The sequence below is a fragment of the Stenotrophomonas sp. YJH_SMC_64 genome (assembly GCF_059371375.1).
The window spans coordinates 104,121-125,000 of the sequence record NZ_JCAFUN010000017.1 but is presented as its reverse complement, the minus strand read 5'-3'; the positions used below and the strand labels follow the sequence as shown (position 1 = coordinate 125,000).

The 20,880-nt window shown below is 67.1% G+C and carries 17 protein-coding genes and 1 pseudogene; 11 read left to right on the top strand and 7 right to left on the bottom strand.

What is annotated here, in order from left to right:
- Nucleotides 1–16: 16 nt before the first annotated feature.
- The gene (locus tag AC5P9L_RS18195) at nucleotides 17–3,544 is read left to right on the top strand and encodes a hybrid sensor histidine kinase/response regulator (protein ID WP_480983620.1); all 3,528 of its coding nucleotides are present in this window, start codon (nucleotides 17–19) and stop codon (nucleotides 3,542–3,544) included.
- A 515-nt stretch (nucleotides 3,545–4,059) separates the two neighbouring features.
- On the opposite strand, the gene mdtD is transcribed toward AC5P9L_RS18195, so the two are convergent.
- The 5 genes from mdtD to AC5P9L_RS18170 form a co-directional block, all read right to left on the bottom strand.
- Nucleotides 4,060–5,469, bottom strand: coding sequence for a multidrug transporter subunit MdtD (gene mdtD / locus AC5P9L_RS18190; RefSeq protein ID WP_010482759.1), 1,410 nt, complete (start codon nucleotides 5,467–5,469; stop codon nucleotides 4,060–4,062).
- A 92-nt stretch (nucleotides 5,470–5,561) separates the two neighbouring features.
- Nucleotides 5,562–6,644: a uroporphyrinogen decarboxylase gene (gene hemE, locus AC5P9L_RS18185; RefSeq protein ID WP_099480911.1), complete on the bottom strand. Its 1,083-nt coding sequence runs from the start codon at nucleotides 6,642–6,644 to the stop codon at nucleotides 5,562–5,564.
- Nucleotides 6,645–6,670: 26 nt separating this feature from the next.
- Nucleotides 6,671–6,910: a WGR domain-containing protein gene (locus AC5P9L_RS18180; RefSeq protein ID WP_005410666.1), complete on the bottom strand. Its 240-nt coding sequence runs from the start codon at nucleotides 6,908–6,910 to the stop codon at nucleotides 6,671–6,673.
- Nucleotides 6,911–7,011: 101 nt separating this feature from the next.
- Nucleotides 7,012–8,124: a 3-dehydroquinate synthase gene (gene aroB / locus AC5P9L_RS18175; protein ID WP_109337473.1), complete on the bottom strand. Its 1,113-nt coding sequence runs from the start codon at nucleotides 8,122–8,124 to the stop codon at nucleotides 7,012–7,014.
- Complete coding sequence (locus AC5P9L_RS18170; protein WP_005414151.1) at nucleotides 8,121–8,663, bottom strand: shikimate kinase; 543 nt, start codon at nucleotides 8,661–8,663, stop codon at nucleotides 8,121–8,123. The genes aroB and AC5P9L_RS18170 overlap by 4 nt, the downstream gene beginning before the upstream one ends.
- 98 nt (nucleotides 8,664–8,761) lie before the next feature.
- On the opposite strand from AC5P9L_RS18170, the gene AC5P9L_RS18165 reads away from it, so the two are divergent.
- Complete coding sequence (locus AC5P9L_RS18165; protein ID WP_005410663.1) at nucleotides 8,762–8,965, top strand: dodecin family protein; 204 nt, start codon at nucleotides 8,762–8,764, stop codon at nucleotides 8,963–8,965.
- A 6-nt stretch (nucleotides 8,966–8,971) separates the two neighbouring features.
- Here the strand turns inward: AC5P9L_RS18165 and AC5P9L_RS18160 are convergent.
- Nucleotides 8,972–9,799 (bottom strand): annotated as a pseudogene (locus AC5P9L_RS18160) (kinase).
- 40 nt (nucleotides 9,800–9,839) lie between these two features.
- Between AC5P9L_RS18160 and pdxH the strand changes: the two are divergent.
- Nucleotides 9,840–10,439 carry a pyridoxamine 5'-phosphate oxidase gene (gene pdxH / locus AC5P9L_RS18155; protein ID WP_060380703.1) on the top strand — a complete coding sequence of 200 codons (600 nt, stop codon included), beginning with the start codon at nucleotides 9,840–9,842 and terminating at the stop codon, nucleotides 10,437–10,439.
- Between the two features lie 9 nt (nucleotides 10,440–10,448).
- A complete protein-coding gene (locus AC5P9L_RS18150) occupies nucleotides 10,449–10,808 on the top strand; it encodes a YqfO family protein (RefSeq protein WP_060380702.1) in 360 nt (119 codons plus the stop codon).
- Nucleotides 10,809–10,863: 55 nt separating this feature from the next.
- Here AC5P9L_RS18150 and prpR read toward each other — a convergent pair whose 3' ends face one another.
- Nucleotides 10,864–12,447, bottom strand: a complete 1,584-nt coding sequence (prpR, locus tag AC5P9L_RS18145; protein WP_076739161.1) for a propionate catabolism operon regulatory protein PrpR — start codon at nucleotides 12,445–12,447, stop codon at nucleotides 10,864–10,866.
- A 154-nt stretch (nucleotides 12,448–12,601) separates the two neighbouring features.
- Here prpR and prpB point away from each other — a divergent pair, with 154 nt between their 5' ends.
- The 7 genes from prpB to AC5P9L_RS18110 all read left to right on the top strand — a co-directional run bounded on the left by prpB (nucleotide 12,602) and on the right by AC5P9L_RS18110 (nucleotide 20,874).
- On the top strand, nucleotides 12,602–13,495 hold the full coding sequence (prpB, locus tag AC5P9L_RS18140; RefSeq protein ID WP_010482769.1) for a methylisocitrate lyase: 894 nt from the start codon (nucleotides 12,602–12,604) through the stop codon (nucleotides 13,493–13,495).
- A 36-nt stretch (nucleotides 13,496–13,531) separates the two neighbouring features.
- Nucleotides 13,532–14,689: a bifunctional 2-methylcitrate synthase/citrate synthase gene (gene prpC / locus AC5P9L_RS18135; protein ID WP_005410655.1), complete on the top strand. Its 1,158-nt coding sequence runs from the start codon at nucleotides 13,532–13,534 to the stop codon at nucleotides 14,687–14,689.
- Nucleotides 14,690–14,786: 97 nt separating this feature from the next.
- Nucleotides 14,787–17,405 (top strand): Fe/S-dependent 2-methylisocitrate dehydratase AcnD, encoded by a 2,619-nt coding sequence (gene acnD / locus AC5P9L_RS18130; protein WP_495218137.1) that lies wholly within the window; start codon nucleotides 14,787–14,789, stop codon nucleotides 17,403–17,405.
- 100 nt (nucleotides 17,406–17,505) lie between these two features.
- Nucleotides 17,506–17,748 carry a type II toxin-antitoxin system ParD family antitoxin gene (locus tag AC5P9L_RS18125; RefSeq protein ID WP_005410653.1) on the top strand — a complete coding sequence of 81 codons (243 nt, stop codon included), beginning with the start codon at nucleotides 17,506–17,508 and terminating at the stop codon, nucleotides 17,746–17,748.
- Nucleotides 17,745–18,107 (top strand): type II toxin-antitoxin system RelE/ParE family toxin, encoded by a 363-nt coding sequence (locus AC5P9L_RS18120; protein WP_005414161.1) that lies wholly within the window; start codon nucleotides 17,745–17,747, stop codon nucleotides 18,105–18,107. The genes AC5P9L_RS18125 and AC5P9L_RS18120 overlap by 4 nt, the downstream gene beginning before the upstream one ends.
- A gap of 3 nt (nucleotides 18,108–18,110) precedes the next feature.
- Complete coding sequence (gene prpF / locus AC5P9L_RS18115; RefSeq protein ID WP_099497727.1) at nucleotides 18,111–19,289, top strand: 2-methylaconitate cis-trans isomerase PrpF; 1,179 nt, start codon at nucleotides 18,111–18,113, stop codon at nucleotides 19,287–19,289.
- 124 nt (nucleotides 19,290–19,413) lie between these two features.
- Nucleotides 19,414–20,874 (top strand): bifunctional 2-methylcitrate dehydratase/aconitate hydratase, encoded by a 1,461-nt coding sequence (locus AC5P9L_RS18110; RefSeq protein WP_111117965.1) that lies wholly within the window; start codon nucleotides 19,414–19,416, stop codon nucleotides 20,872–20,874.
- Nucleotides 20,875–20,880 lie beyond the last annotated feature (6 nt).

The window sequence follows — 20,880 nt, the reverse complement described above, 5'->3', positions numbered from 1 at the left end:
CGTGAGGAGGCAATCGGTGGTGTATCTGCGGGCGGCAATGCTGCTGCTGATCCTCCTGTGCGGCCTGTCACCCGCTGCCGCGCAGCCGGTGCCACCGAGCCCGCGCCAGGTGACGGTATTCGACGGCCTGCCGTCCAATACCGTCAACCGCATGGCCGAAGACCGCTATGGCTACCTGTGGATCGCCACCAACGACGGCCTGGCCCGTTACGACGGGCGCAACTACCGGATCTGGCGTTCTGAGGATGGCCTGCGCGACAACCGCATCTGGACGGTCCTGGTCGATGCGCGCAACCAGCTCTGGATCGGGACCGAGAACGCGGGCCTGGTACGGATGTCGGCCGACCGCCGCCAGCTGCATTTCTACGACCGCAGCAGCCAGCCCTTGATGGGGACCAACACGGTCTGGAGCCTGGCGACCACGCCGGACGGTGCGATCTGGTTCGGCACCCACGAAGGTGGGCTGTACCGGCTGGACAGCCAGGACCGCCTGCAGCGTTTCCTGCCCGAGGCCAACAATCCCCGCAGCCTGCCTGCCGCCTCGGTGCCGTACCTGGCTACGCTGGCCGATGGCAGCCTGTGGGTCGGCACCAAGCATGGCGTGGCGCGCTGGACCGGCACCGACTTCGAGCGGGTCGGCACCGACGTCATTCCCAGCCTGCTGATCAATGGGTTGACCAGCGAACCCGATGGCAGCCTGTGGATCAGTACGATGGCCGGCGCCACGGTGCGTCGCCCCGACGGGCGTTTTGAATCGCCGCCCTGGAAACTGCCGCCGGGCGAGCAGGTGCTCGGCATGATGCTGCGCGATGAACAGGGCGGGCATTGGTTGGATACCCGTACCGGGCTTGGTCGGGCCGTGGATGGGCAGTACCAGACCGTTCCGCTGTACAGCGCCGTTGCGCGCGGGCCGGTGCGGCCGAACTGGACGGGCGCCTACGAGGACCGCGAAGGCGGCATCTGGTTGGCCAGTACCAATGCCGGCCTGTGGCATCTGCTGCCGCGCTGGTGGCAGTTCTCGGTGCTGTCGCGATTGGAGGACGACACCGGTTCTCTGCGCAATGCCTTCGTGCTCGGCACCAGCCCTTCCAGCAATGGCGGCATATGGACGGTCGGCAGCCACGGCGCGCTGGACCGGTTCGATCCCAGGACGGGCAAGATCGAGCAGCACCGCACCTGGGTCAATGGCATGTACTGGCTGTCCTCGGTACGCGAGGATCGCCGTGGCCAGGTCTGGATCGGCTCGACCGATGCGTTGCTGCGCTATGACCCGAAGCGACGTGAGCTACGTCGCTGGGGCCGTGATGCCGGGGCCGACGCGACCATGGAAGGGGTCATCGAGTCGATGATGACCTGTGACGGCGACAGTCTATGGTTGATGTTGCCTGCAGGCCTGCAGCAGCGTGACCTCGACGGTCGCCTGCGCCGCCAGCTGGAAAACGGCCAGCGCGGCCTGCAGCAGGGCCAGCTCAACCTGGATGTGGAATGCGGGCCGCAGGACCACATCTGGCTGGCCAGTAGCCGTGGCCTGCTGCAGTGGCTGCCGGAAAGCGAGCGCTTCCAGCCGGTGCCGGGCGCGCCGGCGACCGCGATCCATGCGTTGCACGTGGGCCGCGATGGCCAGGTCTGGCTGTCGGAGGATGGCCGCCTGTCGCGCTACCGCTGGAGCCAGGGGCGGCTTGAACGGCAGGCCGTGATCGGCGCGGAGCAGGGTTACCCGGCGATCTCCGCTTCCGGGCTGGTGGTCGACGCACAGGGCGTGGCCTGGGCCACCAGTGCGCGCGGCCTGGTCCGGGTTGGCGCCGACGGCCAGAGCGTGCGCCTGTACGGCGTCCACGACGGCCTGCCCAGCCAGGAGTTCCGCGAGCACACGTTGACGATGTCCGGCGATGGCCATCTGGTGGCCGGTACCCCGGCCGGCGTGGTGGTGTTCGACCCGGAACAGGTGCGGCCGTCGGTGCGGCGGGCGCCGTTGGTGATCGAACGGGTCGAAGTCCGCCGCAACGAGCAGGTACTCGACCTGACCCACGACACGCCCTTGCAGATTGCCGATGGTGACCGTGACCTGCGCATCGTCGCGCGACTGTTGTCATTCGCCGATTCGGCCTCCAACAGCTACCGCTACCGCCTGGCCGGCTACGACCCCGATTGGGTGGAAGTGGGGCCGGCCGGTGAGCGCCTGTTCTCGCGCCTGCCGCCGGGCAGCTACCGCCTGGAGGTACAGGCGCGCTCGGCCGACCATGTCTGGTCCCGGGTGCAGAGTCTGGAATTCCGTGTACAGCCACCGTGGTGGCGCAGCCTGTCCGGGCTGCTGGTGCTGGCCTCGATCGCGCTTCTGCTGACCAGTTGGTTTGCCTGGTTGTATCGCCGTCGCCTGCAGCGGCGCCATGCCTATCAGCTGGCACTGCATAAACAGGAACTGGCCGAACAGGCCTCGGCGGCCAAGACCCGCTTCCTGGCCAATCTCGGCCACGAAATCCGCACGCCGATGACCGGTGTGCTCGGCATGAGCGAACTGCTGCTGGCCTCGCCGCTGGACCCGCAGCAGCGCGGCTACACGCAGTCGATCCGGCACGCCGGCGAACACCTGCTTCACCTGGTCAACGATGCACTGGACCTGGCACGGATCGAATCCGGACGGCTGGAACTGCAGTCCAAGCCGTTCGCGCTGAGCTGCCTGCTGCAGGACCTGGCCGCGCTGATGGGACCTCTGGCAGCGCAGAAGGGTCTGCGCTTCACCCTCGACAACCAGTTGCCGCCGGGCCTGCAGGCGACCGGCGATGCGATGCGGGTAAGGCAGATCCTGCTCAACCTGCTCTCCAACGCGGTCAAGTTCACCAGCCGTGGAACCATCACCCTGCATGCGCGCAGCGACGGCGAGCTGCGCGCGTTGCATTTCGAAGTGCGCGACACCGGGCCGGGCATCAGCCAGGAACAGCAGCAGCGCCTGTTCCGCCGCTTCGAGCAGGCCGATGGCGCCCGCACCGCGGCGCAGTACGGCGGCAGCGGCCTGGGCCTGGCGATCTGCCGCGAACTGGCGCAGGCGATGCAGGGGCGTATCCAGGTCGAGAGCCAGCTCGGCCGCGGCACGTGTTTTGGCGTGACCCTGCCGTTGCCGCTGGTGGTCGATGCCAATGCAGAGTCCGAGGGCGAAGTGCACCGCGAGGATGCGGCCAACATGCCGCCATTGCGCGTGCTGCTGGTCGAGGATGATGCAACCGTGGCTGATGTGGTGCGCGGGCTGTTGAGTGCGCGCGGCCATGAAGTGGTGCATGCGGGCCATGCGCTGGCGGCACTGCGCGAGATCAGCGCAGGGGATTTCGACGTCGGCCTGCTGGATCTGGACCTGCCGGGCCTGAGCGGCTTCGAGCTGGCCCAGCACCTGCGCAACCAGGGCTACATGCTGCCACTGCTCGCCGTGACGGCACGGACCGATCCAGACCTGCAGCAGCAGGTGGAAGCGGCCGGCATCGGTGGTTTCCTGCGCAAGCCGGTGACCGGTGAGCTGCTGGTGGAAGCGATCGCCAGGGTCATGGGACGGTAGGGCTTATTGCAGGGCTTGCAGCCCTGCACCTGCTGCAAGCCGGAGCAACAGCAACAGCCGAAGCAAAAGCTGGTTTCCCGTGGGATGGCGGGGCGGTGCCGGAGTGCGGGGACGCCGCAAGTACGTCCTTGTAGGCTTGGCAGCCGCATCCATGCGGCTGACACCCCGCACTCCGACACCACCCCGCCTTCGACAGAATTCTGCGATCTGCAGTAGATCCACGCCATGCGTGGATGGTTTGCGATCTCAGTTCGACATATTCGATCTCGATGGAGATTCATCCATGCATGGCGTGGATCTACCCGATCGCGAAAATCTGTCAGAGGTGGGGCGGTGTGGGCTTGCAGGACCGTTGGCGCCATGGATGGCGCCATCGAGCCCCCAGGGACGGGTTTACGGCGTGTCCTGCAAGCCCACACCGCCCCACCACCCACGAAATGCCTGCTTTTGCCGTTGCTGTTGCCTTGGCTTGAAGCCTCTGCAGGTGCAGGGCCGCAGGCCCTGCCGAACCACCCTCACTCCGCAACGTGCTCGACCTGCCGTGGCTCCGGCTTGGTATCGGGCAGCTGCCAGAAGATCATCGTAGAGGTCAGGGTGATCGCGCCCACGCACAGGAACGTGGCATGCAGCGCGGCGGTGGCGCTGTTGCTGTCCAGGTGGTTGCCGAACGCGGCCAGCAGGCTGCCGGCCGCAGCAGCACCAAAGCCGGCGGCGAGCATCATCACCATCGACAGCAGGCTGTTGCCGGAACTGGCGAACTCACGGTCCAGATCGCGCAGGGTCACGGTGTTCATCACGGTGAACTGCAGCGAATTGACCGCGCCGAAGAACGCAAGCTGCAATAGGCGCCAGGCCAGGTGCTGGCCGGGTGTCATCAGGATGAAGCTGGCCATCGCCAGGCCCACCAGCACGGTGTTGACCATCAGCACGCGGCGGTAGCCGTAGCGCTCCACCAGCTTCACCGCCAGTTTCTTTGAGACCATGCCGGCGGCTGCCACCGGCACCATCATCAGGCCGGCGTTCATCGGGCCCAGGCCCAGGCCGACCTGCAGCAGCAACGGGATCAGCATCGGCATGGCGCTGCTGCCGATGCGCGAGAAAAGATTGCCGAGAATGCCGATGCGGTAGCTGGGTACGCGGAACAGCGCCAGCGAGAACAACGGCGCCGTCGAATTGGCGGCGTGCAGCCAGTAACCCACCAGCGCCGCCAGCCCTGCAACGGTCATCAGCATCACCAGCGCGTGTGGCGTGCCCAGTCCGGAGATGCCGTCCAGCGCCAGTGACAGCACCACCATCGCGAAGGCCAGCATGATGTAGCCACGCAGGTCGAAACGGGTGCGATGGCTGGCGTAGTGGTCGGGCATGATCTTCATCGCGGCGATGAATCCGATCACGCCGATCGGCAGGTTGATCAGGAACACCCAGTGCCACGAGGCGATCTCCACCAGCCAGCCGCCCAGCGTGGGGCCGATCAGCGGGCCGACCAGGGCCGGGATGGCAATGAAGCTCATCGCGCGCAGGAAATCCTCGCGCGGCACTGATCGCATCACTGCCAGCCGGCCGACCGGCAACAGCATTGCGCCGCCGATGCCCTGCAGCACGCGCGCACCGACCAGCTGGTGCAGGTGCTGGGCCAGCGCGCAGGCCAGCGAGCCGAGGGTGAACAGAATGATCGCCACCAGGAAGGTGCGACGGGTGCCGTAGCGGTCAGCGATCCAGCCCGAGGCGGGAATGAAGGTGGCCACCGCCAGCGCGTAGCTGAACACCACCGACTGCATCTGCAGCGGGCTTTCGCCCAAGCTGGCCGCCATCGCCGGCAATGCCGTGTTGACGATGGTCGAGTCCAGCATCTGCATGAAGATCGCCAAGGACACCAGCCACAGCAGGGGGCGCTGGCGGTTGTAGGTCGATGGCGATGTGGACATGGGGTGCGGCCGGTGCAGCGTGGGGGATGCCATGATCGCGCACTGTGGGTCACGGCGCGATCAACATCGCGCCGCAACCGTATGCCGAATGCTCAGCGCTGGCTGTGCGCGTGCACCGCGTCGACCAGCACCTGCACGTGGGCCGGGTCCATGTCCGGCGACATGCCGTGGCCGAGGTTGAACACGTGGCCCTCGCGCGAACCGCCATTGCCGGCGGCGTAGGTGTCGAGCACCCGCGCTGCGGCTGCGGCAATCGCATCCGGCGAGGCGTACAGCGTGGTCGGGTCGAGGTTGCCCTGCAGCGCGACGCGGCCACCGGTGCGGCGCATCGCCTCGTCCAGGTCCAGCGTCCAGTCCAGGCCCAGTGCATCGGCGCCGGTCTGCGACAGCGCTTCCAGGTGCAGGCCGGTACCCTTGCCGAACAGGATCAGCGGCGTGCGCTCGCTGCCTGCGCCGCGCTCCAGGCCCTCGGCGATGCGCTGCAGGTAGCGCAGCGAGAACTCGCGGTACATGGCCGGCGACAGCACGCCGCCCCAGGTGTCGAACACCTGCAGCGCCTGCGCACCGGCCGCGCGCTGCGCGCCCAGGTACGCAATCACCGCGTCAGTGGTGACCTCCAGCAGGCGGTGCAGGGCCTGCGGATGGTTCAGCGCCATTGCCTTGATGCGCGCGAAATCCTTGCTGCCGCCGCCTTCCACCATGTAGCAGGCCAGTGTCCAGGGGCTGCCGGAGAAGCCGATCAACGGTACCTGGCCGTCCAGCTCCCGACGGATCAGGCGCACTGCGTCCATCACATAGCCCAGGTCCTGCTCCATGTCTGGTACCGCCAGCCGGGCGATGGCCGCTTCGTCACGCACCGGATGACGGAACTTCGGGCCTTCGCCTTCAACAAAGTAGAGCTCCAGGCCCATCGCATCGGGAATGGTGAGGATGTCCGAGAACAGGATGGCTGCGTCCAGCGGGAATCGGCGCAGCGGCTGCAGCGTGACTTCGCAGGCGATCTCCGGGTTCTTGGCCATGGCCAGGAAGCTGCCGGCCTTGGCCCGGGTTGCGCGGTACTCCGGCAGGTAGCGGCCGGCCTGGCGCATCAGCCAGACGGGGGTGCAGTCCACCGGTTCGCGGCGCAGGGCGCGCAGCAGGCGATCGTTGCGGAGAGGGCTGGTCACGATGGGCATTCCTTGGACGAAAGTTGGCAGCGGCGTCAGTCGCCGTGCGAGAGGATCTGGAAGCCGCGATGCAGTTCGGCATCGCGGGCCTTCTCGAAGGCATGACGGGCTTCGTCAGCCTGCAGGAACAGCTCGCGCCGCAGCTGCGAGCGGTTACCGACGCGGCCGCTCTCGCGCAGCAGCTCCCAGCCGCCGAACAGGTCCGGCTGCAGGCTCAGGCGCAGGAAGCGCGGTGCCTGCGCACCGGCGTCGGGATGTTGCAGGTAGACGTGCATGGGCCGATTGTAGCGGGGCCAGGGTGACCCCGGCCGCAACGCGGTCGTGCCGGCGGCTGGCGGGCTTCCTCGTTGATGACGTTGCCGGCCAGCGGCCGGCACTACCGGGCCGACAGCACCTTCAGCACCGCCGCCTCATCCACGTCCGGCACCACTTCGGCGCGGCCCATGCCGCGCCACAGCACCAGGCGCAGGCGGCCGGCCACATTCTTCTTGTCCAGCCGCATGCGGCCGAGCAGGGCCTGCGGGTCCAGCCCGGCCGGGATCGACACCGGCAGGCCGAGCCGTTCCAGCAGCGCCTGCAGGCGTGCGCGATCGGCATCGTCGGCCAGGCCCAGATCGGTGGACAGCTTCGCGGCCAGCACCATGCCCACCGCCACCGCTTCGCCGTGGTTCAGGGCATCGCGGCCCGGGGCCGAGTAGCCCTGCTCGGTTTCGATGGCATGGCCGAAGGTATGGCCGAGGTTGAGCAGGGCGCGCTCGCCCTTCTCGAACGGATCACGCTCGACGATGGCCGCCTTGTGCCGGCAGCTGCGCGCGATGGCTTCGGCCAGTACCGCATCGTCGCCGGCCAGCAGCGCATCGGCATGCTGCTGCAGCCATTCGAAGAACACGGCATCACCCAGCGCGCCGTACTTCACCACTTCGGCCAGGCCGGCACGCAGCTCGCGCGGCGGCAGGGTGGCCAGCACACGGGTATCGGCGATCACCGCGCGCGGCGGATGGAACGCGCCGACCAGGTTCTTGCCGGCAGGGATGTCGACCGCCGTCTTGCCGCCCACCGACGAATCGACCATCGCCAACAGGGTGGTCGGCAGCTGCACGCAGTCCACGCCGCGCATCCAGCAGGCCGCGGCGAAGCCGGCCAGATCACCGACCACGCCGCCGCCGAGGGCGAACACGCAGGCGTCGCGGGTGGCGCCGAGCGCGGCCAGCGCTTCGATGGCACGGCCGAATTCGGCCAGCGTCTTGGAGGCTTCGCCCGCGGCCAGCACATGCTCGCCGACGATCAGGTCGGGGCGTGCGGTCAGAAGGGTCTGCTTCACGGCACCCAGATAGCGCGGGGCCACTTCGCTGTCGCTGAGCAAAAGCACGTGGCGGCCACGCACATGCGAGGCCAGCGCGGTGCCGTCGGCCTGCGCACCGGCGCCGATGGTGATGGAGTAAGGATGGTCGCCGCCGACGGCGACCTGCAGCAGGGCGGGGGAAGTCATGGGGTCAGGTCCTGGCGCTGCCATTGCGTGGCCAGCTTGACCACCAGGTGGGCGGTCGCGTCGGCAGCGGTGTACGGGTCGGTATCAAGGGTGATGTCGGCCAGTTCGCGGTACAGCGGGTCGCGGTGCGCGGCCAGATCGTGCAGCACCTGCTCACGGTCCGGGCGCTGCAGCAGCGGCCTGCCTTTGTCGCGGGCCAGGCGCTCCAGCTGCGCGGTCACGCTGACCCGCAGGTAGACCACGAAGCCGCGCTGGGCGATCAACGCGCGGTTGCCAGGATCCAGCACCGCGCCGCCACCGGTGGAGACCAGCTGGCCGCGACCCTCCAGCACGCGGGCAAGCGCCTCGCGTTCATGGCTGCGGAAGCCGGCTTCGCCGGAGTGCTCGAAAATGGTCGGGATGCTGGCGCCGGCGGCATCGACGATGGCCTGGTCGACATCGACGAAGTCCAGCGTGAAGCGCTCGGCCAGGCGGCGGCCGATGCAGGTTTTGCCGGCGCCCATCGGGCCGATCAGGATCAGGTTCGGAGCAGGATTCATGCCCTGTGATGCTAACACCTCCGTGCCCTGGCCTTTACGTCCTTCACGTCAGGGTAGGCGTTCCTGCGGGGTTTCCCGCGCCAACCGGAGTACAGGCCATGACGGTCGCGAAGGTCATCGAAATCACCGCCTCCTCGCCGAAGAGCGTGGAGGACGCCGTGCGCAGCGGTCTGAAGAAGGTCTCCGAGACGGTCAAGGGCATCCAGGGCGCCTGGGTGAACGAGACCAAGGTGGTGACCAATGGCAGCGGCGAAATCACCGAATGGCGGGTCAACCTGCGGGTGACCTTCCTGGTGGAATAGGCGCGCTCAGCGCACGTCCTGCACCTGTCGCTGGCCGTCCAGCACCACCACGTGGTCGGCCAGGGCGGGCAGGGCATGCAGCGCCTGGCGGCTGACCCGCTCGTAGTACTGCACGAAGCGCTCCAGCTGTGGCCGGCTCATGCCGTGCCGGCCCGGCTGCGCGGCCTGCAGGTTCTGCTCCTGCTGCCAGCGCCAGCGCGGTACCACCGAGAAATCCGGCGGCTGCAGGAACCACAGGCGGTCGCAGCGCTGCCACAGCGCCGGGTAGTCGCGGGCCAGCGCCTGGTTGCACCAGCGCCGCCAGCGACCATCGGCGTCGGCTTCGCGCTCCAGTGCGTTCAACGGGCTGTCCAGCGCGTCGTCATCCTGCGCGGGGGGGCCCAGGAACCAGCCTTCGAAGACCAGCAGGTCCAGCGGTTGCTGCAGGCGCGGCCAGTGCGCTTCGGGCAGGCGTTCATCGGCCAGCTTGTCGAAGCGCGGCATCGCGAAGGGCTGGCGTGTGGCCACGGCGTCCAGCACTGCATGGGCCAACGGCAGGTCATGGGTGCCCGGCGGGCCTCAGGTGATCAGCAGCGGGTGCACCTGGCGGGCCAGCCGCTGCCGCTGTGCGCGGGTCAGGTAGACGTCATCGATGGACAGCGTGGCGGCGTTCAGGCCGCGCGACTGGGCGCGCGCCACCACCTGCGCGGCCAGCGTCGATTTGCCGCTCCCCTGCAGGCCGCTGATCGCCAATACTGGAACCGCTGCAGCGTTGCCCAGTGCATCGTCCAGCACCTGTTCGGCCAATGTTTCGGGGAATCCTTTCACCTGGGGCATATACGCAGCAGCGGCCATGCAGCCACAATAGCCCAATCCGTGTGAGAAGAACGCAATCATGAGCGACCTGTACGCCGAAGCCCTGTCCACGTTTGCCGGCCTGTTCGAAGAGGCCAAGCAGAGCCGCGAGGTCGAGCCGAACGCGATGACCGTGGCCACCGCCGATACGGACGGGCGTCCCTCGGCACGTACCGTGCTGCTGAAGGCGTTCGATGAGCGTGGTTTCGTGTTCTACACCCACCTGGACAGCCACAAGGGCCGGGAGCTGCAGGCCAATCCGCAGGCCGCGCTGTTGTTCCTGTGGCGCAGCCTGCGCGAGGCCGGTATCCAGGTGCGCATTGAAGGCCGTGTCGAGCAGGTCGCCGATGCCGAAGCCGATGCCTATTTCGCCAGCCGCCCGCGCATGAGCCGGATTGGCGCGTGGGCCTCGCAGCAGTCGAAGACGCTGGCGACGCGCGAGGAATTCGATGCACGCGTGGCCGAGATCGAAGCCCGCTTCGAAGGCAAGGACGTGCCGCGCCCGGAAGGCTGGAGCGGGCTGCGCGTGGTGCCGGACCGCATCGAGTTCTGGTACGGCGCGCAGTTCCGCCTGCACGAGCGCTGGTGCTATGAAGCCGGTGCAGAGGGGCGCTGGAGCAAGCGCCTGCTGTACCCGTAAGGCCGCCCGATGCAACGCCTGCCGCTGTACCGCGTGGTGGTGTTCGTGCCGACTGCGGCACTGGACGAGGTGAAGCAGGGCATCCTGGCAGTGGACGCGCTGGCGGCCGGCGACTACGAGCATGGCATGTGGTGGTCGGCGCCAGGATTCGAGCAGTTCCGGCCGCACGCGGGTGCGTCGCCCGTGCAGGGTGAGGCGGGCCACACCGAAGTGGTCGACAGCGTGCGCCTGGAATTCTGCCTGCCACGCGATCCGCAGCGGCTGCAGCGCATCTTTGAACAGGGCATCGCGCCGCATCACCCGTGGCAGGTGCCGGTGGTGCAGGTGGAGGAGATCGAGCTGCTGTTGGCGGACGGGCTGCCGTTGTAGAGTCGAGCCATGCTCGACTGATGTTTCCGCACAAGCAGTCGAGCAAGCTCGACTTCTACAGGCCTTCAGCGCGCAACCAGCGCCACAGGGTGGTGCGGGATACCCCCAGCGCCTGCGCCATGCCCTCGCGGTCATTGCGATGTTCCTGCAGCAGTGCTTCAAGCTGTGGACGCGGCGGCCGCTTGCCGTTGTTGTCCACCGGCAACGCCGCGACGCCCTCATTCACCAGCTCGGGTGCCAGCTGCAGCAGTCGCGTGGCATCAATCAGCCCTTCAGCCGGCTGCCAGTGGATGCGCAGGCGATCCACCAGATTGCGCAGTTCGCGCACGTTGCCTGGCCAACTTGCGGCGGTCAGCACCGCCCGTGCATCCTCACCCAGTGGCGCGTCGATGCCGCGCAGCTGGCGGAAGAAGTGCTGTGCCAGCAACGGGATGTCACCACGTCGCGCGCGCAGCGCGGGCAGGGTGATGCGCAGCGCCGCCAGCCGGTAGTAGAGATCGCGGCGGAAGCTGCCGGTCGCCGCGCGCTGCTCCAGCGATTGCAGGGTGGCGGCCACCACGCGCAGGTCGACCGGGGTCGGTTCGGTGGCGCCCACGCGCAGCACTTCGCGTTCTTCCAGCACGCGCAGCAGGCGGGTCTGCAGCGGCAGCGGCAACTCGCCGATTTCATCCAGGAACAGGGTGCCGCCGTCAGCGGCCTCGACCAGGCCGACGCGGCCGCCACGCCGTGCGCCGGTGAAGGCGCCATCGCTGTAGCCGAACAGCTCCGCTTCCAGCAGCGATTCGCTGATCGCGCCACAGTTCAGCGCGACGAAGCGGCCACGGCGTCCGCTGGCGGCGTGCAGCTGGCGCGCCACCAGTTCCTTGCCGGTGCCGGTTTCGCCGGTGACCAGTACGGTGCTGTCATGCGGGGCGTACAGCGCGATCTGTGCGCGCACCTGTGCCATGGCCTCGCTGTCGCCGAGCAGGTCGTGGGCATCGCTGCGCGGTGCGGCACGGCGGCGCGGCGCGGGCCGGCTGCCGCCGGAGCGGGCCAGGGTCTGGGTCAGTTCCAACGCGTGCTCGAACGCTTGCCGTACCGAATCTGCCGAGTACAGCAGCACGCCGGGCAGTCCGGCCTGTTCGGCGTGGTCGATGGCCATGCCGGTGCCGACGATCACCTCGATGCCGTTGGCGCGCAGGTCGGCGATGCAGTCGCGGGCGTCCTCGCGGGTGACGAAGCGGCGATGCTCGATGTCCAGGCCGAAGCTCTGCTGGAAGTTGCTGAACACCGGCACGTCGCTGGCGTGGGTGACCAGGCCGATACGGCCGGCGATCCGCCGTGCGCGCGCCAAGGCTTCCATCAGGTCGAAGCCGTTGGCCTGGATCGGCACCAGCGGCAGCTCCAGCCGGCTGCGCAGCCAGGCCGCGTTGGAGCCGCCAGCGATGACCACGTCGCAGTGCTCGCGGCGCAGGCGCTGGCCGATCACGTCCACCGCTTCCTCGAAGCCGAGGTTGATCTGCTCGATACGCGCGCGGCGATCGAACTCGGGAATGACGTCGCCGAGAAGACCGGTCAGCCGCGAGACGCTGACGGTCCAGATCACCGGCCGACTGGGGTCGGCATCGGCGTGGCGCAGGGGCGAGCGGGGCAGGTACATGGCGGCGCGCGTTGGATGGGGTGTTTCATGATACATCTGTTTCAATGTTTCATATGTTTCACCGTTGCGTGGGAATCATTCCCGTGAAATCAACGGCTTGCAGCTTGGCATGGTGCTTGCGCTCTCTTTTCCGTACTTCAACCTGGATTGCCGCATGACCGCTTCCACTCCTTTCTCCGCCGGTGCCCGCTTCCGTGAGGCGCTGGCTGCCGAATCGCCGCTGCAGGTGATCGGCGCGATCAACGCCAACCACGCCCTGCTGGCCAAGCGCGCCGGCTTCCGCGCCATCTACCTGTCCGGCGGCGGTGTTGCCGCGGGCTCGCTGGGCCTGCCGGACCTGGGCATCAACACCCTGGAAGACGTGCTGGTGGACGTGCGCCGCATCACCGATGTCTGCGACCTGCCGTTGATGGTCGACATCGACACCGGCTTCGGCCCGAGCGCGTTCAACATCGCGCGCACCGTGAAGTCGCTGATCAAGGCCGGCGCGGCCGCCTGCCACATCGAAGACCAGGTCGGCGCCAAGCGCTGCGGTCACCGCCCGGGCAAGGAAATCGTCTCGCAGGGTGAAATGGTCGACCGCGTGAAGGCGGCTGCCGATGCCAAGACCGATCCGGACTTCTTCCTGATCGCGCGTACCGACGCCATCCAGGTGGACGGCGTGGACAAGGCCATCGAGCGCGCCATCGCCTGTGTCGAGGCCGGTGCCGACGGCATCTTCGCCGAGGCGGCCTACGACCTGGACACCTATCGCCGCTTCGTCGACGCGGTGAAGGTGCCGGTGCTGGCGAACATCACCGAGTTCGGCGCCACCCCGCTGTTCAGCCGCGATGAACTGGCTTCTGCCGGCGTTGCGATCCAGCTGTTCCCGCTGTCGGCCTTCCGCGCCGCCAACAAGGCCGCCGAGAACGTCTACCAGGCGGTGCGCCGCGATGGCCACCAGCGCAATGTGGTGGAGACCATGCAGACCCGCGAAGAACTCTACGACCGCATCGGCTACCACGCCTTCGAGCAGCAGCTCGATGCACTGTTCGCCGCCAAGAAATAAGCAGTACCCTGCACCATCAAGTTTTCGGAGGGAAACATGAACGATACGACCGCAACCCCGACCTTCAAGCCGAAGAAGTCCGTCGCCCTGTCCGGCACCGCTGCCGGCAACACCGCGCTGTGCAGCGTGGGCCGTAGTGGCAACGACCTGCACTACCGTGGCTACGACATCCTGGACCTGGCCAACACCAGCGAGTTCGAGGAAATCGCCTACCTGCTGGTGCACGGCAAGCTGCCGACCCGAGCCGAGCTGGTTTCGTACAAGGCCAAACTGAAGTCGCTGCGTGGCATTCCTGCTGCGGTGAAGGCGGCGCTGGAAGAGCTTCCGCCGTCGGCACACCCGATGGACGTGATGCGTACCGGCGTGTCCGTGCTCGGCTGCGTGGCGCCGGAGAAGGACGACCACAACCATCCGGGCGCGCGTGACATCGCCGACAAGCTGATGGCCTGCCTCGGTTCGATGCTGCTGTACTGGTACCACTGGAGCCACAACGGCCGTGCCATCGACGTGGAAACCGACGATGACTCGATCGGCGGCCACTTCCTGCACCTGCTGCACGGCGAGAAGCCGCAGGAATCGTGGGTGAAGGCGATGCACACCTCGCTGATCCTGTACGCGGAGCACGAGTTCAACGCCTCGACATTCACCTGCCGCGTCATCGCCGGCACCGGCAGCGACATGTACAGCGCGATCTGCGGTGGCATCGGCGCGCTGCGCGGTCCGAAGCACGGCGGCGCCAACGAAGTGGCGTTCGAAGTGCAGAAGCGCTACGACAGTCCCGATGAGGCCGAGGAAGACATCAAGGCCCGCGTCGAGCGCAAGGAAGTGGTGATCGGTTTCGGCCACCCGGTCTACACCGTCTCTGATCCGCGCAACAAGGTGATCAAGGACGTGGCCCGCGAGCTGTCCGAAGAGCAGTCGAGCATGAAGATGTACAACATTGCCGAGCGCCTGGAATCGGTGATGTGGGACATCAAGAAGATGTTCCCGAACCTGGACTGGTTCAGCGCTGTCAGCTACCACATGATGGGCGTGCCGACCGCGATGTTCACTCCCCTGTTCGTGATCGCCCGCACCGCCGGCTGGAGCGCGCACATCGTCGAGCAGCGTATCGACGGCAAGATCATCCGCCCGAGCGCCAACTACATCGGTCCGGAAGACCGCGACTTCGTCGCCATCGACAAGCGCGTCTGATCCACCTGCCGTACCCATCCGGCCGGCCGCGTGCCGGCCGGGTGCTTTCGCCGCCGCACCGCCGGCACCCGGCCCGCCCCAAGTACTCCGCCAGCCCATGAATACCGATTACCGCAAGAACCTCCCCGGCAGCGCGCTGGATTATTTCGACGCGCGTGCCGCTGTCGATGCGATCCAGCCCGGCGCCTACGCCACCCTGCCGTACACCTCGCGCGTGCTGGCCGAGAACCTGGTGCGTCGCTGCGACCCGGCCACGCTCGGCGATTCGCTGAAGCAGCTCATCGAGCGCCGTCGCGACCTCGATTTCCCGTGGTTCCCGGCGCGCGTGGTCTGCCACGACATCCTCGGCCAGACCGCGCTGGTGGACCTGGCCGGCCTGCGTGATGCGATCGCCGACAAGGGTGGCGACCCGGCCAAGGTCAACCCGGTTGTGCCGGTGCAGCTGATCGTCGATCACTCGCTGGCGGTGGAGTGCGGTGGTTTCGATCCGCAGGCGTTCGAGAAGAACCGCGCGATCGAAGATCGTCGCAATGAAGACCGTTTCCACTTCATCGACTGGACCAAGCAGGCATTCCAGAACGTGGATGTGATTCCGCCGGGCAACGGCATCATGCACCAGATCAACCTGGAGAAGATGTCTCCGGTGATCTACGTGCAGGACGGCGTGGCCTTCCCGGATACCTGCGTGGGCACCGACAGCCACACCCCGCACGTGGATGCGCTGGGTGTGATCGCCATTGGTGTGGGTGGTCTGGAAGCGGAGAACGTGATGCTGGGCCGCGCGTCGTGGATGCGCCTGCCCGACACCGTCGGTGTCGAACTGACTGGCCGCCCGCAGCCGGGCATCACCGCCACCGACGTGGTGCTGGCGCTGACCGAGTTCCTGCGCAAGGAACGCGTGGTCGGCGCGTGGCTTGAATTCTTCGGCGAGGGTGCCGCGGCACTGACCATCGGTGACCGCGCCACCATCTCCAACATGTGCCCGGAATACGGCGCGACCGCCGCGATGTTCTACATCGACGCGCAGACCATCGATTACCTGCGCCTGACCGGCCGCGAGGAATCGCAGGTGGCGCTGGTGGAGAACTACGCACGCACCACCGGCCTGTGGGCCGATGACCTGGTGACCGCGCAGTACGAGCGCGTGCTGCGCTTCGACCTGTCCAGCGTGGTGCGCAACATGGCTGGCCCGTCCAACCCGCACAAGCGCGTGGCCACTGCCGAGCTGGCCGAGCGCGGCATCGCCGACGAGGCCAAGCTGGAAGCGGGCAAGGCCGAGCAGGCGCAGGGCCTGATGCCCGATGGCGCGGTGATCATCGCGGCCATCACCAGCTGCACCAACACCTCCAATCCGCGCAACGTGATCGCCGCCGCACTGCTGGCGCGCAACGCCAACGCACGTGGCCTGCAGCGCAAGCCGTGGGTGAAGTCGTCGCTGGCGCCGGGTTCCAAGGCCGTCCAGCTGTACCTGGAAGAATCCGGCCTGCTGCCGGACCTGGAGCAGCTCGGCTTCGGCATCGTCGCCTTCGCCTGCACTACCTGCAATGGCATGAGTGGTGCGCTGGATCCGAAGATCCAGCAGGAAATCATCGACCGTGACCTGTATTCCACGGCCGTGCTGTCGGGTAACCGCAACTTCGATGGCCGCATCCATCCGTACGCCAAGCAGGCCTTCCTGGCGTCGCCGCCGCTGGTGATCGCCTATGCCATCGCCGGCACCGTCCGCTTCGATATCGAGAAGGACGTGCTGGGCGTGGATGCCGACGGCAACGAAGTGCGCCTGAAGGACATCTGGCCCAGCGATGCCGAGATCGACGCGGTGGTGAAGGCCTCGGTGAAGCCCGAGCAGTTCCGCAAGGTCTACAACCCGATGTTCAACGTGCGCGTGGAGCACGGCACCGCGGTCAGCCCGCTGTACGACTGGCGCCCGCAGAGCACCTACATCCGCCGTCCTCCGTACTGGGAGGGCGCACTGGCGGGCGAGCGCACGCTGGCAGGCATGCGCGCACTGGCGGTGCTGCCGGACAACATCACCACCGACCACCTGTCGCCGTCCAACGCGATCCTGGCGTCCAGTGCCGCCGGCGAATACCTGGCGAAGATGGGCCTGCCGGAAGAGGACTTCAATTCCTACGCCACGCATCGCGGTGACCACCTGACCGCGCAGCGCGCCACCTTCGCCAATCCGAAGCTGTTCAACGAGATGGTGCGCAATGACGACGGCAGCGTGAAGCAGGGTTCGTTGGCGCGCGTGGAGCCGGAAGGCAAGGTGATGCGCATGTGGGAGGCGATCGAGACCTACATGGAGCGCAAGCAGCCGCTGATCATCATCGCCGGTGCCGACTACGGCCAGGGCAGCTCGCGTGACTGGGCCGCAAAGGGCGTGCGTCTGGCTGGCGTCGAGGCGATCGTGGCCGAGGGCTTCGAACGCATCCACCGCACCAACCTGATCGGCATGGGCGTGCTGCCGCTGGAGTTCAAGCCGGGCACCACCCGCCTGACCCTGGGGATCGACGGTACCGAGACCTTTGACGTGATCGGCGAGCGTACCCCGCGTGCCGAGCTGACCCTGGTCATCCACCGCCGCGACGGCCAGGACGTGATCGTGCCGGTCACCTGCCGCCTGGACAGCGACGAGGAAGTGGCGATCTACGAGGCCGGCGGCGTGCTGCAGCGCTTCGCCCAGGACTTCCTGGAAGGCGCCAAGGTGGCGTGATAGCCGGCTGAATGCCCGCCCCCGGAGGCCGGGGGCGGGCTTGTCCGACCCCAGGGCAGGGCGCACACTGGCTTGGCAAAAACTGCCAAAGGAGAGTTTCATGGCCACCATGAACATTTCGCTGACCGATCCGCTCAAGCAGTTCGTGGACGAAGAAGTGCGCGAAGGCGGCTACTCCAGTACGTCGGACTATGTGCGTGACCTGATCCGCCAGCGCCAGCGCAGCAAGGCCGAAGAACTGCTCAAGCAGCTGATTGCCGAGGGGCTGGCCTCTGGTCCTTCGGCGCCTCTGGCGCCGGATCACTTTGACAAGCTGCGTGAGCGTGCACGGAACCGCAAGTGAAGCCCTCGCACTGGTCCCCCGCAGCGGTTCGAGATCTTGACCAGGCAGCAGGCTGGTATGCAGATCAGGGCGGAGAAGTGCTGGAAATCGGCTTCATCGATGCGGTGGAATCCGTTGTAAAGCTGATCGAGGCCCACCCGGGTGCTGGTTCCGCACTGCATGCGGGTCTGTTGCCCTCGCTGCCAGCGCCGTTGCGTTTTCATCCGGTTCGTCGCTTCAACGGCTACCTGATCTACTACGTGGAGCTACCTGCGCACGTTTCCATCGTGCGTATCTGGAATGCTTCGCGGGGCATGGAAGCACTGTTCGAAGACGAGAAGCTCAACCCCGATATTGGTTCGTCGCATCCAGGATACTGATCCATGACCTTCCTCCCGCAACTCCGTACTCCCGCCACCTACATGCGCGGTGGCACCAGCAAGGGCGTGTTCTTCCGCCTGCAGGACCTGCCCGAGGCCGCGCAGGTGCCGGGCGCCGCACGCGATGCGCTGCTGATGCGCGTGATCGGCTCGCCCGATCCGTATGGCAAGCAGACCGATGGTATGGGCGGTGCAACGTCCAGCACCAGCAAATGCGTGATCATCTCCACCGCTTCGGTGCCGGACCACGATGTGGACTACCTGTACGGCCAGGTCTCGATCGATACCGCCTTCGTCGACTGGAGCGGCAATTGTGGCAACCTCAGCACCGCGGTGGGTCCGTTTGCGATCGCCAATGGGCTGATCGATCCGGCCCGGGTGCCGCGCGATGGCCTGTGCACCGTACGCATCTGGCAGGCCAACATCGGCAAGACCATCATCGCCCATGTGCCGATGCGCGATGGCGAAGTGCAGGAGACCGGCGATTTCGAGCTGGATGGCGTGACCTTCCCGGCGGCCGAGATCCAGCTGGAATTCATCGATCCGTCCGATGACGGTGATGCGGGCGCGATGTTCCCGACCGGCAATCTGGTCGATACATTGGACGTGCCCGGCGTGGGCAGCTTCGAGGTGACCATGATCACCGCCGGCATCCCGACCATCTTCCTCAACGCCGCCGACCTCGGCTACACCGGTATCGAGCTGCAACCGGCGATCAACGAGGACAAGAGAGCGCTGGAGCGCTTCGAGAAGATCCGCGCCTACGGCGCCTTGCGCATGGGTCTGATCAAGAACCTGGAGGACGCGGCGACGCGCCAGCACACGCCGAAGGTGGCGTTCGTTGCACCGGCTCAGGACTATGTGTCGTCCAGTGGCAAGGCCATCCCGGCCTCGGCGATCGACCTGCATGCGCGCGCGTTGTCGATGGGCAAGCTGCACCACGCGATGATGGGTACCGCCGCCGTAGCGATCGGCACTGCGGCGGCGATCCCGGGCACGCTGGTCAATCGCGCCGCCGGCGGCGGCGAACGCGAAGCGGTGACGTTCGGTCATCCCTCGGGCACGTTGCGCGTGGGTGCACAGGCAGGTCTCGTTGACGGCCAGTGGACAGTGACCAAGGCCATCATGAGCCGCAGCGCCCGCGTATTGATGGAAGGCAAGGTGCGGGTACCGGCCGAGTGATGCGTTGGTAAACGCCAACCAAGGTTGGCGACTACCGGGCCGCAGAGATCGATTGCTTTGGTAGATGCCAACCTTGGTTGGCATGGTGCACGGGCAACCGTGCACCGCAACGAGGAGATTGACGATGTCCGACAGCCACACCCCATCCAACGAGCGTGCAGCGTGGGATGCGCTGCTGGTGGACATCGTCGATTACGTGCGCGACGCACGCATCGACTCACCGCTGGCGTTCCAGACCGCGCACCACTGCCTGCTCGATACGCTTGGGTGCGGACTGGAGGCACTTTCTTTCCCGGCCTGCAGCAAGCTGCTCGGTCCACTGGTGCCGGGCATCAGCGTGGTCAACGGCGCGCGCGTGCCGGGCACGCACTACGTGCTGGACCCGGTGCAGGCCGCCTTCAATCTCGGCGCAATGGTGCGCTGGCTGGATTTCAACGACACCTGGCTGGCTGCCGAGTGGGGCCATCCTTCCGACAATCTCGGCGGCATCTTGGCTGTTTGCGACTGGCTGGGGCGCAACGCGCAGGCCCTGCGCCGCCCGCCGCCGACCGTGCACGACCTGCTGCTGGCGATGATCAAGGCGCACGAGATCCAGGGCGTGCTGGCGCTGCAGAACTCCTTCAACCGGGTCGGGCTGGACCACGTGGTGCTGGTCAAGGTGGCCACCACGGCCGTGGTCGCCCAACTGCTCGGGCTGGACCGCGAGCGCATGCTCAATGCGCTGTCACTGGCCTGGGTCGATGGCCAAGCGCTGCGCACCTACCGGCACGCACCCAACACCGGCTCGCGCAAGAGCTGGGCGGCCGGCGATGCGACCAGCCGTGGCGTGCGCCTGGCCTTGATGGCGGCCAGTGGTGAGATGGGCTATCCCAGCGTGCTCAGCGCGCCAACCTGGGGCTTCGAGGCCGTGTCCATGCGCGGTCAGGCACTGACGCTGGGGCGACCGCTGGGCAGCTATGTGATGGAGAACGTGCTGTTCAAGATCAGCTACCCGGCCGAGTTCCACGGCCAGACCGCAGTGGAGGCCGCGGTCATGCTGCACCAGCAGTTGCGTGCGATGGGGCGGCGGGTCGAGGACATCGCGCACATCGCGATCCGGACCCAGGAAGCCTGCATCCGCATCATCGACAAGCAGGGCCCACTGCATAACCCGGCCGACCGCGACCACTGCGTGCAGTACATGGTCGCCATCGCATTGCTGCATGGGCGGCTGGTGGCAGAGGACTACGAGGACGATGTGGCGGCGGATCCGCGCATCGATGCGCTGCGCGCGAAGATGACCTGCCATGAAGACCCGCAGCTCAGCGCCGATTACCTGGACCCTGACAAGCGCAGCATCGCCAACGGCCTGAGCGTGCGCTTCACCGATGGCACCGAGCTGCCCGAGGTGCTGGTGGAGTACCCGCTCGGCCATGCCCGCCGTCGCGAGGAAGGCATTCCGCTGCTGATGGACAAGTTCCGCCGGCACTTGGCCCACCGCTTCCCGACCAGCCAGCAGCAGCGCATCCTGGCCGCATCGCTGGACCCGGTGGCCCTGGCGGCAATGCCGGTGACCGACTACGTGGACCTGTACCTGCCGGGCTAGGGCGAT

What these genes read in the sequence shown, in the direction of transcription:
- AC5P9L_RS18150 (WP_060380702.1), top strand. Translation starts at nt 10,449, where the DNA reads ATGCAACGCCTGCCGCTGTACCGCGTGGTGGTGTTCGTGCCGACTGCG.
- pdxH (WP_060380703.1), top strand. Translation starts at nt 9,840, where the DNA reads ATGAGCGACCTGTACGCCGAAGCCCTGTCCACGTTTGCCGGCCTGTTC.
- prpF (WP_099497727.1), top strand. Translation starts at nt 18,111, where the DNA reads ATGACCTTCCTCCCGCAACTCCGTACTCCCGCCACCTACATGCGCGGT.
- AC5P9L_RS18170 (WP_005414151.1), bottom strand. Translation starts at nt 8,663, where the DNA reads ATGAATCCTGCTCCGAACCTGATCCTGATCGGCCCGATGGGCGCCGGC.
- prpR (WP_076739161.1), bottom strand. Translation starts at nt 12,447, where the DNA reads ATGTACCTGCCCCGCTCGCCCCTGCGCCACGCCGATGCCGACCCCAGT.
- AC5P9L_RS18165 (WP_005410663.1), top strand. Translation starts at nt 8,762, where the DNA reads ATGACGGTCGCGAAGGTCATCGAAATCACCGCCTCCTCGCCGAAGAGC.
- AC5P9L_RS18180 (WP_005410666.1), bottom strand. Translation starts at nt 6,910, where the DNA reads ATGCACGTCTACCTGCAACATCCCGACGCCGGTGCGCAGGCACCGCGC.
- AC5P9L_RS18110 (WP_111117965.1), top strand. Translation starts at nt 19,414, where the DNA reads ATGTCCGACAGCCACACCCCATCCAACGAGCGTGCAGCGTGGGATGCG.
- AC5P9L_RS18125 (WP_005410653.1), top strand. Translation starts at nt 17,506, where the DNA reads ATGGCCACCATGAACATTTCGCTGACCGATCCGCTCAAGCAGTTCGTG.
- acnD (WP_495218137.1), top strand. Translation starts at nt 14,787, where the DNA reads ATGAATACCGATTACCGCAAGAACCTCCCCGGCAGCGCGCTGGATTAT.
- prpB (WP_010482769.1), top strand. Translation starts at nt 12,602, where the DNA reads ATGACCGCTTCCACTCCTTTCTCCGCCGGTGCCCGCTTCCGTGAGGCG.
- prpC (WP_005410655.1), top strand. Translation starts at nt 13,532, where the DNA reads ATGAACGATACGACCGCAACCCCGACCTTCAAGCCGAAGAAGTCCGTC.
- hemE (WP_099480911.1), bottom strand. Translation starts at nt 6,644, where the DNA reads ATGCCCATCGTGACCAGCCCTCTCCGCAACGATCGCCTGCTGCGCGCC.
- mdtD (WP_010482759.1), bottom strand. Translation starts at nt 5,469, where the DNA reads ATGTCCACATCGCCATCGACCTACAACCGCCAGCGCCCCCTGCTGTGG.
- aroB (WP_109337473.1), bottom strand. Translation starts at nt 8,124, where the DNA reads ATGACTTCCCCCGCCCTGCTGCAGGTCGCCGTCGGCGGCGACCATCCT.